Source organism: Streptomyces ureilyticus, from assembly GCF_011045025.1.
GTDB classification, from domain to species: Bacteria; Actinomycetota; Actinomycetes; order Streptomycetales; family Streptomycetaceae; genus Streptomyces; species Streptomyces ureilyticus.
Genome location: NZ_JAAKZX010000117.1, coordinates 1 through 15422, shown reverse-complemented (window position 1 = coordinate 15422; position 15422 = coordinate 1). Strand labels below are relative to the sequence as shown.

The following is a 15422-nucleotide window of genomic DNA, read 5'->3' as shown; positions in this document are numbered from 1 at the left end:
AAGGACTTTCATGCGCCACAGACATCGGGCCCGCCGCGGACGCGCACTCCTCGGAGGCCTCACCGCGGCGGGACTCCTCGTCAGCCTTTCCTTCTCGAATGGTTTCGCGGTCGAATCCGCAGCCGCCACCTATGCGAAACGGCAGGGCGTGCGGCTGCTCGACACACTCACCGTGCCCGCCGGAACCACGGAGTTCGGCATGCCGTTCGGCGGCCTGTCAGGCATCGACTACGACCCGGCGTCCGGCACGTACACCGCCCTCAGCGACGACCGCTCGGAGAACGGCAAGGCCCGCTTCTACACCCTCCAACTACCCCTCGACGGAGCCGAGTTCGCCGATGACAAGCCCGCACTCGACGGCCTGACCGTGCTGGACGACGCCAACGGCCGACCCTTCGCCCCCAAGGCCGTCGACCCCGAGGCGATCCGCCGGATGCCGAACGGCAAGAGCCTGCTGTGGACCAGCGAGGGCGCCTCCTCGTCCGGGCAGCCCGCCTTCGTCCGTGAGGCGACCACGTCCGGTGGCTACGTACGCGAGTTGCCGCTGCCCAAGCCGTACGCACCCGTCAGGTCGGCCTCGGGCACCCTCACCGCGGGCGTCCGCAACAACCAGGCCCTGGAAGGGCTCACCCTCTCCCCCGACGGCGACAAGGTCATCACCGTCACGGAGAACGCGCTCGTCCAGGACGGCCCCGCGGCCGGCCTGACCACGAAGAGCCCGTCCCGGCTGCTGGTCATGGACCGCCGGACGGGCAAGCCGGAGGCCGAGCACGTCTACGAGGTCGACCCGATCTCCGACGCGCCGACCGCGCCACTGCCGCCCCCGGTCGGTACGTACGCAGCGGACCGGGGAGTCTCCGAAATCCTCGCGATCAACAACACCGACTACCTCACCGTCGAGCGGTCCTTCGCCTCCGGCGTCGGCTTCGCCATCCGGCTGTACTGGACCAGTACGAGGGGCGCGACGGACGTCAGCGGCAAGGAGGCCCTGTCCGGCTCGGAGAAGCCCATGCGGAAGAAACTCCTGTACGACTTCACCGCCTCCGGCACCGACGCCGACAACGTCGAGGGCATCACCTGGGGGCCGAGGCTGCCCGACGGCTCCCGGTCACTCGTCCTCGTCGCCGACGACAACTTCGGCTTCAACGGCAGCGTCACCAAGTTCCATCTGCTGTCGGTCCGTTCGGGCCTGTCGAGGGTTCAGCCCTGACAGCAGCGGTCGCCGTCCCTGGCAAGGCACAGCCGGTTCGTGGACGCTTCACAGGTAGCGCCCTTACTGTCACGCAGACCAGCGGGCGACACGGAAGAGCAAAGGCGCGTTTAGTCATGAGCGAAGAACTCCACGACCACGACAGAGGTCTCTCCTTCGACCTCCCCACGCTTCACCGCCGCAAGATGATCCGGTTGCTGGCCGGCGTGAGTCTGGTCCCGGTGGTGGGCTGCAGCAGCGACGATCCGGACACCGCCGGCTCCTCGCCCGGTTCGGCCTCGTCCTCGGGGGCCTCCTCGGGGGCCTCCTCGGGGGCCTCCTCGGGGGCCTCCGAGGCGAGTTGCGAGACCATTCCGGGCGAGACGGCGGGGCCCTTCCCCGGCGACGGGTCCAACGGCGTCAACGTCCTCAAGGAAAGCGGCGTCGTCCGCTCGGACATCACCTCCAGCTTCGGCTCCGCGAGTGGCAAGGCCGAGGGCGTACCGCTGACCATCAGCCTCACCGTCGTCGACGCCGCCTCGGGCTGCGATACGCCGAAGGAAGGCGCGGCCGTCTATATCTGGCACTGCGACCGGGAGGGCAACTACTCGCTGTACTCCGAGGGCGTCACCGAGGAGAACTACCTGCGCGGCGTGCAGGAGACCGACGCCGAGGGCCAGGTCACGTTCACCAGCATCTTCCCGGCCTGCTACACGGGCCGCTGGCCGCACATCCACTTCGAGGTGTACGGCAGCCTGGACGACGCCACCAACGCCACGTCCATCACGGCGACTTCACAGCTCGCGCTGCCGAAGGAGGTCTGCGACACGGTGTACGCGAGCGACGGCTACGAGGAGAGCGTCCAGGAGCTGAGCCGACTCTCCCTGGAGGGCGACATGATCTTCAGCGACGGCTACGACCAGCAGATGGCCGCGGTCGAGGGCAGCGTCGAGAAGGGCTACACAGCCACGCTTACGGTGCCGGTCTGACCGTAGAAACGCGGCGACCGGACCCGCGGGTGCGGGTCCGGTCGCCAGCTGATGCCTTCCGGAGAAGGCGTCGGTGCTCAGTACTCAGTACGAACTGCGCCTCATCCTGCGGAGGAGCAGGAAGCCGGAGATCAAGAGCACCGCTCCGGCCGCGGCCGGCCACAGCTGGGTACCCGTCTCGGCGAGCGAGCCGGAACCACCCTGCGGTTGGGTATCTGCACCGGCCGCCTGATCGTTCCCACTGACGTCCGGCGCCTCGTTGTTGTAGTCGCGTTCACCACCATTGCCGTTGTCGTCCGAGCCCTCCGCCGGTGCCACGTCCTGATCGCCCTGGGTGGGCGAGGGCGTCGCGTACACCTTGGGGTCCGGGCGGTTGGTGGCCGCGTCACCGACCTCCGGTTCCGCGTCCGGCGCCTCTGTGGCCGGCTCCTGCGGGTCCTTGTCTCCGGCATCTCCGGCGTTGTCACCGTTGCCGGCGTCTCCGGCGTTGTCACCGTTACCGGCATCCGCTCCGCCGTTTCCGCCGTTCCCGGCGTCGCCGCCGTTCTCACCGGCCCCGTCGTCAGGCTTGTCCGTCGGGTTGTCCGTCGGCTTGTCCTGCGGCTCCTCGCCGGCGCCCGCGTCATCGCCGGCACCCGCGTCGCCGCCCACGCCGCACTTCCGGCCGGCGTTGATGCAGTCGACCATCTCCTTCATCAGGTCCTCGTCGAAGACGTTGATGAAGTCGCCGTGGTCCGTGACCGGCTTGTGCACCTGCTCGGGGAAAGTGTCCACCGCGAACAACGGAACCGTACGGCCGCCGTCGTTCAGGCTCGGCGCGTCGACGTCGTAGACGATGCGCTGCACCAGCTGCGGGATGGCCTGGAAGCCGTTCCCACAGTTGCCGTTGGCGTCGGCGAAGGCCACGTGGGCGCGGTGGTTCGCGCTGTCGATGTTCCGGCCGTCCCAGCAGCTCTGGAACTTGAAGGTGCGCACCACGTCACTGCCCTGGGGACAGAGCGGATACTTGTCCTTCAGCTGCCGGTCCTCGAACCCGGTGCAGCTCCACGAGGCGTTGGCGTTCGCGGTGCCGTTGACGAACGCCTTGGCGTCGCCGGTGATGATGCGCAGCAGTCGCGGCATCTCGGTGACCTTGCTCTGCGGGTTGCCCACGAAGTTCAAGGTGACCTTCTTGGGCGTGACGATCTCACCGACGTTGCCCTCGATGCCGCCGCCCGGCGCGTTCGCGTCCTGCTCCTGCACGCCGTTCTGCAGACGCAACACCGGCCAGTAATACGTGGACTTGTCGCCCTGGTCCACGCACGTCGTGTCGCCGTTCGCCAGGTCGTCGTCGCTCGCGAAGGCGTCGTTGGCCTGGTTGCCGATGTAGTCGTGGAAGTGGTGGGCGCCGTTGGTGACACCGGGAGCCACGATCACGTTGTCCGAGTTGAACAGGCCGTTGGCGTTCACACCACAGCTGGTGGTGAAGGTGCCGCGGGAGGCGTTGGCCTGCTGCTGCGGCTTGGCCACGTTGGGCTGCACGGTCTTGATGTCGACGAAGTCCGCGGCCACGGGCGCTTTCCCGGCCTGACCGCCATTGTCGCCCTGCTGGTCGCCCTGGTCCTGGCCGCCACCCTGGTCCTGGCCCTGCTCGTCCTGGTTGGCGTCGCCTTCGCCCTGGCCGTCGCCGCCCTGGTCGCCGTTCTCGCCGCCGCCGGCCTCGTTGCCGGTGGCGCGCAACGTACAGGCGGCAAGGGATTCAAGACCCTGCGGCTTCTCCCCCACACGTCCGATGGCGATGGCGATCCGGTCGATCGTCGCGGTCCGCTTGTCCTTCAGCGGATTCATGATCGCGTTGTCGGCGAAGCCGGTGTCCTGCTGCTGGGCCCGCGCCGTGTTCTGCAGTCGCTGGTAGGCCTCGGCGATCTGCTTGTCCAGGAGGGCGAGTTCCTTGTCGACCTCCGCTCTCGCCTGGTCCGGAACCGCCGTCAACTTACTGCCGACGTCCGGGCAGTCGATGGTGGCGGCACCCGAAGCCAGTACCTGGTCGTTCTGGCTCGGCTGCTGACCCGAGCCGCTCTCGGTAGCCGTGGCGTAAACGTTCGCCGCTACCAGCGCACCTCCTCCCAGCATCAGCGCGGCCGCCGCAAAGGTCGTGCGTCGTGCGCCTGTTGGGCGTCTTCGCGTGTTGCGTCTCACGGGAGTACTCCTACGGTTCGTCGGAGGCACGGGCAAGAATTTCCCCTGCCCCCATACGGATCCGAGCCCCTCCGTGTTCAAACACCCCAGAAATTCATAGAGACCTCTCACGAATCAGTCGCACCCGGATGAGGGCCACCATCGCATTCGCGCAGCTCATCGAGGTCGGTCGGCTCCGTACGTCCCCCATGACAGGCATGCCGGATACGACGGATTCGACGGACACCCCGGACAGTCCGCCCGACAGTGCCGTACAAGCTGATGGGCCGCTACTGGCTCGTCACCGCCGCGCGTCCGTGAGGTCCCGGAGTACGTGGCTTTCAGGCGCCGTTGCCGGTGAAGGGGCCGCCCGCGGTGAACGCCAGCTCGGCGAACTGTTCGCCGATGCGGCGGTGGGTGGCGGCGTCGGGGTGGAGGTCGTCGGGCAGGGGCAGCTCGGCGAAGTCCCGCTCGCCGTAAAGATCGCGACCGTCGAGGTAGTGCAGGTGCGGGTCGTCGGCCGCCCGCTGGCGCACGATGCGGGACAGCTCGTCCCGGATGATGCCTAGCGTCAGCTTCCCGGCGGCGACCTCGGCAGGATCGCCGGTGGCCAGGAAACGCAGCTTCCCGGCGGCGAGCGCGTCGAAGTCGAAGGCGCCGGGGCCGGGCGTGTCCTCGTGGATGGGGCACAGGATGGGCGAGACGACCAGCAGCGGTGCGGTGGGGTGGCCCTCGCGGATGGTGTCGAGGAAGCCGTGCACGGCGGGCGCGAAGGCACGCAGGCGCATCAGGTCGGCGTTGACCACGTTGATGCCGAGCTTGAGGCTGATCAGGTCGGCTGGGGTGTCCCGAATCGCGCGGGCGGTGAAGGGGTCGAGCAGGGCGCTGCCGGCCAGGCCGAGGTTGATCAGTTCCACGCCGCCGAGGGAGGCGGCGAGTGCGGGCCAGATGGTGGTGGGGCTCGCTGCGTCGGAGCCGTGGCTGATCGAACTGCCGTGGTGCAGCCAGACTTTGCGACCTCGGTCGGGTACCGGCTCGACGGGGGCATCGGTGCGCAGGGCGACGAGTTCCGTGGTCTCGTTGTGCGGCAGCCAGATCTCGATGTCCTTGGTGCCGTCGGGCAGTTCGGTGAAGCTGAGGGTGGCGGGCGGTCCTGGCTGCTGCTCGGCGGCTCCGGTGGCCAGGTCGATCGTCACGGTGTTGCCACCCGTCACGGTGGCCTGCGCAGTCAACTGACCGTCGACGAGCAGGTCGTACACGCCGTCCGGGCGGGGCGGGGCACCCACGTACGTCCGCTTGGTGGGCAGCGTGTCCAGTTCGACGGTGGTGGCACGGGTGCGGAAGAGCAGTCGTACGCCCGAGGGTTGTGACTCCGCCATGGCGAGTTGTGGGTCGGTGTACTGGGCGCGGGCTCGGGCGGGCAGGCGGTGTGGCAGTACGCCGTGTGGGGTGGGCTCCAGGTCGAGGGCGCCGCGAAGGAGGTCCGAAGTGATGGGTGTGGTGATGGGCGTGGTGGTCCGGTTGGAGTGGGTGGGCATGGCCTCCGCCTGTTGATCGGCATGGTCGGATTGCTCGGATGTGCCGCGTGGCGCACGGTCTTCGTCCGCTGCCTCAGGGCGCGGGCCAGTTCCGCAGCAGCGCGTCGAGGGCGTCCAGGATTCGTGACCAGGACTCCTGTGAGTCGGGGGCGCTGTGGCTGAAACCGCCGGCCAACTCCAGGCTGACGTAGCCGTGGAAGACGCTGCCCAGCATCCGGACCGCATGGGTCTGGTCCGGCTCCGCCAGGTCGTAACCGCGCAGAATGGCCCGCGTCATCTGCGCGTGTCTGCCGCCGGCGCTGGCGGCGGCCGCCTCAGGGGCGAGCCTGAACTGGGCAGCGGCGTAACGGCCGGGGTGCTCTCTGGCGTAGTCGCGGTAGACGTTCGCGAAGGCCGTCAGGGCGTCCCTGCCGGCCCGCCCGGCCAGGGCGTCGGCGGCCCGGTCGGCGAGTTCTTCCAGGGCGAGCAGGGCGATCCTGGTCTTGAGGTCATGGGAGTTCTTCAGGTGCGAGTAGAGGCTCGCGACCTTGACGTCGAACCGCCTGGCGAGCGCCGAGACGGTCACCTGCTCGAAGCCGACCTCGTCGGCCAGTTCGGCTCCCGCCCGGGTCAGGCGTTCCACTGTCAGCCCTACTCGTGTCATGCACCCACCTCCCATTCGGCATAACCAATCATGCGACTGCCTAAAGCCTTTAGGCAAATTACGTCACTGCCGCAGGAGTCCGCCCGCGTGAAAGGCTCAGCAGGCGGCCGGCCCACAACGGCATCGGCCGCCCCATGACATCGGCACGAGGAGAGGCGGCGGCATGCGCATCGGACTGCTCGGCACAGGACCGTGGGCCGAGATGGCCCATGCCCCTGCCTTGAGCGAGCACCGCGAACTGGACTTCGTGGGCGTGTGGGGCAGGCGCAAGGAGGCGGCCGAGGCCCTGGCCGAACGGCACGGGTCACGCGCGTACGAGGACGTCGACACCCTGCTCGCCGAAGTGGACGCCGTCGCGATCGCCCTGCCTCCCTCCGTTCAGGCCCCGCTCGCGGCGCGCGCGGCGCGGGCGAACTGCCATCTGCTGCTCGACAAGCCCCTCGCGGCGAGCGTCGAGGAGGGGCGGGCGGTCGTCGAGGCGGCAACGGAGGCCGATGTCGCCTCGGTCGTGTTCTTCACGGCCCGTTTCCAGTCCACCATTCAGGCCTGGATCGCCGAACAGGCCGCTCTGGACGGGTGGTTCACGGGGCGTGCGGAGTGGCTCGGTTCGGTGTTCACCGACGGCAGCCCGTTCGCCGACTCGCCGTGGCGACGGGAGAAGGGTGGCCTTTGGGACGTCGGCCCGCATGCCCTGTCCGTACTGCTGCCGGTTCTCGGCGACGTCGAGCGGGTGGCGGCCGCCGCTCGCGGCCCGGAGGACACCGTTCACCTGATCCTTCAGCACGTCAGCGGGGCGTCGAGCACGCTGACGCTGAGCCTCACCGCGCCGCCCGCGGCGGCCGGAGCCACGCTCGAACTGCGCGGCAAGGCAGGCGTCACCGTCCTGCCCGAGTCCACCGAAGGAGCGGTTCCCTCTCTGGTCCGGGCGGCCGACGCTCTCCTCGCCGCCGCCCGCACCGGCCGCCCGGATCCGTGCGACGCTGCCTTCGGCCTGCGGGTCACGGAGATCCTGGCCGCGGCCGAGGCCCAGCTCACAGAGCGGAACTGACGGGAATTCCCGGCCATCCCATAAAGCTGCTTTATGAGGTCATAGACCGGACCCTCGTACCAAGTAAGGCTTGCCTTAGTTTAGGGTTGCCGACGAGTTGCCTGTTCATCGCTCGAAGGGAACCTGATCATGCCCCGCCCCCTGCGGGTAGCCATTGTCGGAGCCGGCCCCGCCGGGATCTACGCCGCCGACGCGCTGCTGAAGTCCGAAGTGGCCGCCGAACCCGGCGTGTCCATCGATCTCTTCGAGCGGATGCCCGCTCCGTTCGGCCTGATCCGTTACGGCGTGGCCCCCGACCATCCCCGCATCAAGGGCATCGTCAAGGCCCTCCACCAGGTGCTCGACAAGCCGCAGATCCGCCTCTTCGGCAACGTCGACTACCCGCGCGACATCAGCCTGGACGATCTGCGTACCTTCTACGACGCCGTGGTCTTCTCCACCGGAGCGACGGCCGACCGGGCGCTCGACATACCCGGCATCCACCTCGAAGGGTCGTACGGCGCGGCGGATTTCGTCTCCTGGTACGACGGCCACCCGGACGTCCCGCGGACCTGGCCGCTCGAGGCGGAGAAGGTCGCCGTGCTCGGCGTCGGCAATGTGGCGCTCGACGTGGCGCGCATCCTGGCCAAGACGGCCGAGGAACTGCTGCCGACCGAGATCCCACCGAACGTCCACGAGGGCCTGAAGGTCAACCAGGCTCGGGAGATCCACGTCTTCGGCCGCCGTGGACCGGCGCAGGCGAAGTTCAGCCCGATGGAGCTGCGGGAGCTGGACCACTCCCCCACCATCGAGGTCATCGTCGACCCCGAGGACATCGACTACGACGAGGGCTCGATCGAGACCCGGCGCGGCAACAAGCAGGCCGACATGGTCGCCAAGACCCTGGAGAACTGGGCGATCCGCGATGTCGGCGACCGCCCGCACAAGCTGTTCCTGCACTTCTTCGAGTCGCCGACCGAGATCCTCGGCGAGGACGGCAGCGTCGTCGGCCTGCGCACCGAGCGCACCACCCTCGACGGCACCGGCAACGTCAAGGGCACCGGCGAGTTCAAGGACTGGGACGTCACGGCGGTCTACCGCGCGGTGGGTTACCTCTCCGACAAACTGCCCAAGCTGCCCTGGGACGTCGAGTCGGGCACGGTGCCGGACGGCGGCGGCCGGGTGCTCGAGGACACCGGCGCGCACCTGCAGTCGACGTACGTCACGGGCTGGATCCGACGCGGTCCCGTGGGTCTGATCGGTCACACGAAGGGCGACGCCAACGAGACGGTCGCCAATCTGCTGGACGACTACACGAACGACCGCCTGCACACGCCCGGTTCACCCGCTCCGGAGGCCGTGGACGCGTTCCTCGCCGAGCGGAACGTCCGCTTCACGACCTGGGAGGGCTGGTACCGCCTGGACGCCGCGGAGAAGGCGCTGGGTGAGCCCGAAGGCAGGGAGCGCGTGAAGATCGTCGAACGCGAGGACATGCTCAAGGAGAGCGGCGCGTAGCACTCAAGCCGCGTGGCCGGACCGTTCCCCATGTGCAGGGGATACGGTCCGGCCGCGCGGCGTTTTGCTGGGCGTGCGGGGCTGTCGTGTCACGCCACAGACGTGCGACGGACGACGTTGATGTTGAAGGTATGGGTGCCCAGGCCGCCCGCGATGCCCATGAAGAGCAGGGCGAAGTGCTCCTGGCCGCGTGCGGTGGTGATGTCGCCGATGTCCAGCCGGGATGCCGGCGGCCAGCCGAGGTCGTCGAGCAGCGTGGCGGTGGTCCGCTTGGCCGCCGCGTTGTTGCCGGACAGGAAGACGGTGCTCGGGCCGTCCAGGCCACCGGGGTCGGTCATCGCGGACGCGTCCATGGTGCACAGCGTCTTGACCACCATGGTCCCGGGGAACGCCGCCTGAATCTGTTCGCTCAGACTGCTGTTGGGGTGGAACAGTTCGGTGAAGTCGTCGGAGAGCCCGACGCCGACGTCGACGAGTGTCTTCCCGTCCAGCGCCGCCGCTCCGATCGTGGTCAGTACGTCCAGCGATGCCGTTCCCGGCGTCGCGTTGACCACCACCTCCGCATGTGTGGCCGCCTCGCCGAGTGCGGCGACGGCGAAGCCCAGATCCGTGCGTTCCTCCGGCCGACGCGACCCGAGTACGACCTCGTGTCCCGCCGCGGACCAGCCCGCGGCCAGTGCCCGGCCGACATTGCCCGTGCCAAGAATTCCGATTCGCATACTGTGACGCTAAGTTGCGCACCAGTCCCGGCGGATCGGGCCGCAGGCCCAGGCGGCACCGGTACCAAGGACGTAGGTCCACAGAGCCTGGCGTAACTTCAAGGGAACAACCGGCTTCATCCGTACGTACATCACAATGCCGGTGCACCTCGCGGCACGTGCGGCTCGCGAAGGAACGAGGAAGGTCAGCACCATGACGGAGAGCACTACCCCAGCCACTGAACTGACGTCGCAGTACCTCGCCCAGGTGGTCGGCGACCTCGACCGCAACACCAAGGAACAGGAACGCATTCGCGCGGAAATCAGCGCGCTGCAGGAGCAGTTGCTCGCCCTGCAGCATGACCACACCGTGCTCCTGAGCATGCAGCGGGCGCTCGGCGCGGAGGCGCCCACTCTGCCCACTCAGCCCGCTGCGCCCGAAGACGCCGCGGCACCCACGTCACCCTCAACTCCCAAGCGGAAGAGGGCGAAGACCACGACCGAGTCCGGCACCGGAAAGCAGGCCGGACCGAAGAAGGCCACCACCGCACAGGGCGGCAAGACCGCGGCCAAGAAGGCGGCGGCCAAGAAGCCCAAGACCGAGCCCAAAGCCAAGGCCGAAGCTTCAAAGTCCGCCCAGCCCACCCTTGTTGAGCTCATCCGCCGTCATCTCGGCGAGCAGAGTGAGCCACGCTCCGCGGCGGAGGTCGCCACCGCGCTCGGCAAGGCCCACCCCGAGCGTGGCATCAAGACCACCGTCGTACGCACCACGCTCGAAGGACTCGTGGCCAGGAGCCAGGCCCACCGCACCAAGCAGGGCACCTCTGTCTTCTACACCGCCCCGGACTCGCCGGAGCCGGCGGCGCCGGCCGCGGCCGAAACCCAGTCAGCCGGGGACTGACTGACGAGCCGTCATCTGCGCTGGGGGTGCGGCGGCGCCTCCGGCGTCGTACCTCAGGCGTGGGGGTCGAAGGCGATGCCGGCCGGCTTGGCAGCGGCGAGGTGGTTGTTGAAACTGCCGTCCTTGAGGCCGAAGTTGGCGCTGCCGAAGTTGGCCTGGCTCAGCCTGTCGCGCAGACCCGCGGGGTAGCCGTTCCAGCCGACCAGCGGGGGGTACTGCCAGCTGCCCTTGTGGTTCTCCGGCGGCTCGTCGCCCGAGCCCGCGGGGCGGAAGGCGTGGGTGCTGACGCCGTCCTTGTGGTACACGATCTTGGGGTGGTTGCCGTCCCAGCGGATCTGGTCGCGGCCGTACACGTCAAAGCTGCCATGGGCCGAAGTGGACACGTACATGGCCTGGTTGTTCTGCACCCACAGCACGACGTGCTCCCAGTCGTGGCGGTGTCCGCCGAGACCGCTGCCCGCCACGGCCTGGTCCTTCTCGAAGTACAGGCCGTACATGATGGCGCACCAGCCGTTGTTGCACTTGGAGCGGGAGTACCCGTTGGTGTTGTCCAGGTCCGAGGCGTCGCGGCACTCGCCGTTGACGGCGCCGGAGGGGTTGAGGCCGCCGTTGATGGTGCCGTCGGGGCCGATGGCGGGCGTGGAGTAGCAGCCGTCCGTGTCGTAGTCGTATGTCGGCTGGAACGTCTGCTCCAGTGCTTCCGCGTTGGCGGGCAAGGACCGCGGCGGGGCCGCGAGAGCACTGCCCGGGAAGGCGACGACCAGCGCAACGGCGCTGCCGAGTATGAGAGTTGCCCTGCGGATCCGTGAACTCGTCTTCAACGCGTCCTCCTGATCGACCACGGTGTGGGGGGTGCGCATGATGGCATGGTTGACATGGTCAGAACAGTCACCTGGATGCGCGTTGACACGTGATCTCAGAGAGGTGTTGTCACGATGAAGCGCCCACCAACTACACGGGAGTTGACGAGCCGAGTCGGGCGTCGCACGAGTGACGGCGGATCAAGTGCGGCTCACGCCCCTTCCGGTTTATCCCCTGACGTATCGTCATGCCGAGGCAGGAGAAGCGGAGTTGTGAGCATGAGGAGGCCGGCGATGGCGATCGCGGTGCGGGGGCCTGTGAGGGCGGCCAGCAGGCCCCACAGGGCGGTAAGGGCCGCGACGGTGAGTTTGCTGGTGATCGACCACGCGGACAGGGTGCGGGCGATCCGGTCCGTCGCCGTCTGTTCGAGCCGGTAGGTGGCATACACGGGGTTGAACACGCCCATGCTGGTGATCAGCCCGAATTCGACTGCGATGACGAGCACGAGTCCGGCGGTGCCGGGGCGGACGAAGGCGAGCCCGAGCAGCCAGCACGCGCGCAGCGTCCCGGCGGTGAGCATGACCCTGTGCTGCCCGAACCGTGCGACGAGCCGGCGGGCCAGTCGTGAGCCGATCAGGCCGCCGAGGCAAGGCGCGGCGAAGGCGAGGCCGTACTGCCATGGCGCGAATCCGAGGTCGCCGAGCATGAGGACGGCGAGCAGCGGCGAGGTCGCCATGATCAGGCCGCTCACAAGGATCGTGTTGAAGAACAGCGGGCGCAGCGCCGGGTGGGCCAGGATGTACCGCCACCCTTCGAGCAGGTCGCCGGCTCTGAGCCGGCCCCGTGCGCCGGTTCGCACGGGGCGCGGCTCCCTGCCGCCGATCGCGCGGATACCCACGGCCGAGAGCAGGTAGCTGACCGCGTCGGCCACCACGGTCATCACCGGGCCGAACAGCCCGATCGCGGCCCCGCCGAGCGGCGGTCCGAGCACGGTGGCGGTCCAGGTCGTGGACTCGAACCGCCCGTTCGCGACGAGCAGGTTCTCCGGCGGTACGAGTGCCTTGAGGCAGGCGCCGCTCGCGGTTGTGAAGGTGATGTCGGCCGCAGCGACGACGACCGACACGATCAGGAGCTGGACGAAGCCGAGGCGGCCGAGCGCGTACGCGGCCGGGACGCTCATCAGTGCCGCGAACCGGATCAGGTCCATCGCGACCATCACGGGGCGCTTGCGGCGGAACTCCACCCAGGGGCCGAGCGGTAAGGCTGCCGCTGCGCCGACCGCCAGTCCCGTGGCTGCGAGCGCCGACACCTCGGCCGGGCCGACGTGCAGCACCATGATCGCGATCAAGGGGAAGGCGTCGAACGCCAGTCGTGTGCCGAACGTGCTCACCGCGTATGCCATCCAGAGCCAGCCGAACTGCCGCCCCAGCGGGCGCCTGGCCGCCACGTCCAGTGCACCCCCGCTGCCTCGCTGGACCAACGTCGCGTTGACCAGCGAGATCCAACCGAGCGGGGACCGAGCGGTCAAACAACCACTCGACCAGGAAGGCACAACTGGGCGTTGTGGCCCAAGGTCGGTGCGGTAGCGCTCCGCTGGGGGCGCGGTTCAAAGCTGCGGGTCCGTTGTGGCTGGTCGCTCCCCCACTCTCGGCTGCTCCCCCACTCTCGGCTTCGCTCGAACGGGGGCCCCATCACGGCGGAGCCGCACAACGTCACAGCCCCGCGCCCCCATAAGGGCGCTGTACGCACCGGACGTCGACAAGTCCCCGTACGCTCGGTCGGCGTGGATCTAGAAACCGTACGCACCTTCGTCGGCGAGGGCACCCGGTTCGTCTGGCCCGCCGACTACGACCTGAGGCGCAGAACACCTCCGCGTCAACCGGGGGGCAACAACGCCGTGAGCCGCAACAGCCAGGCCAGGGCGGCAAGTTCAACAGTCGTCTCAGGAACCCAGACGTCGCCACGCCCGCTGAAGCAGAGTCCTCAGCAGTGCCGCCTCCTCGCCACCGAGGGCCGTCACGATGCTCTCCTGTTCCTGCTCCACGGCCGCCGTCCAGCGGCCGAGCGCCTCGTTGCCGCGCTCGGACGCGAAGACCAGCACGCGTCGCCGGTCCGCGTCGTCCACCCGGCGCAGAACGAGGTTGAGGGACACCATGCGGTCGACCACTTTGGTCAGGGTGGGAGCCGACAGCAGTGCGAACTCGGCGATCTCCGTCATCGCGTGGCCGGTGCCGTCGCCCAGGAACGACAGCACGCGCCACTCCTCGAGCGTCGCACCCTCCGCCTTGAGCGCCTCACCGAGCCTCGATACGACGCTCCGCTCCACGAGCGTGAGCGCCCGCGCGAAGTCGAGGTCGGATACGGCCGTTGCCGGGGTCGTCGTCATCGCCCTGCCAAATCGGTGTCGTTGCGGCGCCATGGTGGCCGATCGTCAGCGCACGGCAGACCGGCAGGTTCGCATGGAGTGATTCCACGATACAGTCATTTCCTTATCGCCGCGAAATATTCTCGTAGCAACCAATCGCTAGTGTGAGCGCCTATGATCGAGAAGGCGTCTGTCCGGCTCGGCACTCCGGCAGGCCCCCGGACCCTGGACGCGCTGAATGTCGCCCTCGTGATCCCGCTCCAGGGCCCGGCCGGAATCTTCGGCCCGTCCTGCGAGTGCTGCGCCCGGCTCGCGGCCGAGGAGGTCAACGCCGAATCGGGAGTGCTGGGCAAGGAGCTGCGGCTCGTACTCGTCGACGGCGGGGCGCCGCGCGAGCAGGTGGCCACCGAGATCGACGCGCTGATCTCAGGCGGCGTCGTCGACGCGGTGGCCGGCTGGCACATCTCCGCCGTCCGGGAGGTCGTCGCCCCGCGCATCGACGGCCGGGTTCCGTACGTCTACACCGCGCTGTACGAGGGCGGCGAACGGTCTCCCGGCGTATTCCTCACCGGTGAGACCCCAAACCGCCAACTGCGGCCCGCCTTGCAGTGGTTCGCCGGCGAACTCGGCATCCGCCGGTGGACGATCGTCGGCGACGACTACGTCTGGCCCCGCTCCTCCGCCCGCGCCGCCCACCGCTATCTGCGCGAACTCGGCGGCGAGGTCTGCGACGAGATGTACGTGCCACTCGGCACCAAGGACTTCGGCCAGGTCCTGGCCCGGGTCGCGGCCAGCGACTGCGAGGCCGTCCTCATGCTACTGATCGGCGACGACGCCGTGCTCTTCAACCGCGCGTTCACCGCCGCCGGGCTCGACCGCGACCACATCCGGTTCAGCTCGCTGATCGAGGAGAACGTGCTGCTGGCGACCGGGCCGGAGAACACCCGGGGCCTGATGACTTCGGCCGGTTACTTCGAGGACCTGCCGACGGCGTACGGCCTTGACTTCGCCGCCGCGTACTTCCGCCGTTTCGGGCCCAGGGCGCCGGTGCTCAACAGCCTCGGCGAATCCTGCTACGAGGGCGTGCGCATGCTCACCGAACTGCTGCGCCGCGCTGGCACCATGGACATGGACCGCATCCAGGCGACCGCCGAGGGCCTCGAGTACGAGTCTCCGCGCGGCACCGTGCAGATCCGGGACCGCCATCTGAAGCAGCGGGTCTTCCTCGCCGCGGCCGACGGGCTGCAGTGGGACGTGCTCCAGCAGCTACCGTAGCCGCCTCCTCCCCGCGGTGAGCCTTTCTTTTACACGCCCGTAACGCGCTGCCCTCTTGCCCAATTACTTCGATTGAAAATACTTTTCTCTCGAAGCTTTTGGAGGTTGGTCGTCATGGCCACGTATCAATACCGCTGCCCGGGCTGCGGCACCTTCGACGTAATCCGTCCGATCGGCCACGCCCTCCCCCAAGAACCGTGCGACGCGTGCGGAGACCAGGCCCGCAGGGTCTTCACCGCCCCGATGCTCACCCCTCCGCGCTGTCGAGCGGTGTCGCTCGGCGCCTGGGCAGGGCGCTGGGGTCCGGGTCGTGGACGTTCACCG

14 protein-coding genes are annotated in these 15422 nt (G+C 68.7%); 7 read left to right on the top strand and 7 right to left on the bottom strand.

Going from position 1 to position 15422, the window contains the following annotated elements; translation table 11 throughout:
• Positions 1-10 precede the first annotated feature (10 nt).
• Both G6048_RS29795 and G6048_RS29790 read left to right on the top strand, forming a co-directional pair.
• The gene (locus G6048_RS29795; protein WP_165342700.1) at positions 11-1210 is read left to right on the top strand and encodes an esterase-like activity of phytase family protein; all 1200 of its coding nucleotides are present in this window, start codon (positions 11-13) and stop codon (positions 1208-1210) included.
• A gap of 116 nt (positions 1211-1326) precedes the next feature.
• Complete coding sequence (locus G6048_RS29790) at positions 1327-2178, top strand: intradiol ring-cleavage dioxygenase (RefSeq protein ID WP_165342699.1); 852 nt, start codon at positions 1327-1329, stop codon at positions 2176-2178.
• 84 nt (positions 2179-2262) lie between these two features.
• Here the strand turns inward: G6048_RS29790 and G6048_RS29785 are convergent, their stop codons facing one another.
• From G6048_RS29785 to G6048_RS29775, 3 genes are all read right to left on the bottom strand, one after another.
• Complete coding sequence (locus G6048_RS29785; protein ID WP_328827333.1) at positions 2263-4356, bottom strand: DUF1996 domain-containing protein; 2094 nt, start codon at positions 4354-4356, stop codon at positions 2263-2265.
• Between the two features lie 320 nt (positions 4357-4676).
• The gene (locus G6048_RS29780) at positions 4677-5873 is read right to left on the bottom strand and encodes a GDSL-type esterase/lipase family protein (RefSeq protein WP_165342698.1); all 1197 of its coding nucleotides are present in this window, start codon (positions 5871-5873) and stop codon (positions 4677-4679) included.
• A 73-nt stretch (positions 5874-5946) separates the two neighbouring features.
• Positions 5947-6516 (bottom strand): TetR/AcrR family transcriptional regulator, encoded by a 570-nt coding sequence (locus G6048_RS29775; protein ID WP_165342697.1) that lies wholly within the window; start codon positions 6514-6516, stop codon positions 5947-5949.
• A gap of 163 nt (positions 6517-6679) precedes the next feature.
• Between G6048_RS29775 and G6048_RS29770 the strand changes: the two genes are divergently transcribed.
• Together G6048_RS29770 and G6048_RS29765 are read left to right on the top strand one after the other, a co-directional pair.
• Positions 6680-7564: a Gfo/Idh/MocA family protein gene (locus tag G6048_RS29770; protein WP_165342696.1), complete on the top strand. Its 885-nt coding sequence runs from the start codon at positions 6680-6682 to the stop codon at positions 7562-7564.
• Positions 7565-7693: 129 nt separating this feature from the next.
• Positions 7694-9058: an FAD-dependent oxidoreductase gene (locus G6048_RS29765; RefSeq protein ID WP_165342695.1), complete on the top strand. Its 1365-nt coding sequence runs from the start codon at positions 7694-7696 to the stop codon at positions 9056-9058.
• An 89-nt stretch (positions 9059-9147) separates the two neighbouring features.
• Here the strand turns inward: G6048_RS29765 and G6048_RS29760 are convergent, their stop codons facing one another.
• On the bottom strand, positions 9148-9777 hold the full coding sequence (locus tag G6048_RS29760) for an NADPH-dependent F420 reductase (RefSeq protein WP_165342694.1): 630 nt from the start codon (positions 9775-9777) through the stop codon (positions 9148-9150).
• 193 nt (positions 9778-9970) lie between these two features.
• Here G6048_RS29760 and G6048_RS29755 point away from each other — a divergent pair, with 193 nt between their 5' ends.
• Positions 9971-10657, top strand: coding sequence for a hypothetical protein (locus G6048_RS29755; RefSeq protein WP_165342693.1), 687 nt, complete (start codon positions 9971-9973; stop codon positions 10655-10657).
• Between the two features lie 53 nt (positions 10658-10710).
• Here the strand turns inward: G6048_RS29755 and G6048_RS29750 are convergent, their stop codons facing one another.
• The 3 genes from G6048_RS29750 to G6048_RS29740 all read right to left on the bottom strand — a co-directional run bounded on the left by G6048_RS29750 (position 10711) and on the right by G6048_RS29740 (position 13844).
• On the bottom strand, positions 10711-11517 hold the full coding sequence (locus tag G6048_RS29750; protein WP_165342692.1) for an NPP1 family protein: 807 nt from the start codon (positions 11515-11517) through the stop codon (positions 10711-10713).
• 152 nt (positions 11518-11669) lie between these two features.
• Entirely contained in the window at positions 11670-12905 is a 1236-nt protein-coding gene (locus G6048_RS29745; RefSeq protein WP_165342691.1) for an MFS transporter, read from the bottom strand.
• Between the two features lie 495 nt (positions 12906-13400).
• Entirely contained in the window at positions 13401-13844 is a 444-nt protein-coding gene (locus tag G6048_RS29740) for a MarR family winged helix-turn-helix transcriptional regulator (RefSeq protein WP_165342690.1), read from the bottom strand.
• 153 nt (positions 13845-13997) lie between these two features.
• Between G6048_RS29740 and G6048_RS29735 the strand changes: the two genes are divergently transcribed.
• Together G6048_RS29735 and G6048_RS51995 are read left to right on the top strand one after the other, a co-directional pair.
• The gene (locus G6048_RS29735; RefSeq protein ID WP_206342285.1) at positions 13998-15098 is read left to right on the top strand and encodes a substrate-binding domain-containing protein; all 1101 of its coding nucleotides are present in this window, start codon (positions 13998-14000) and stop codon (positions 15096-15098) included.
• Positions 15099-15212: 114 nt separating this feature from the next.
• Positions 15213-15422, top strand: a 210-nt coding sequence (locus G6048_RS51995) for an FmdB family zinc ribbon protein (RefSeq protein ID WP_165342689.1), incomplete at its 3' end; no start/stop codon positions are given.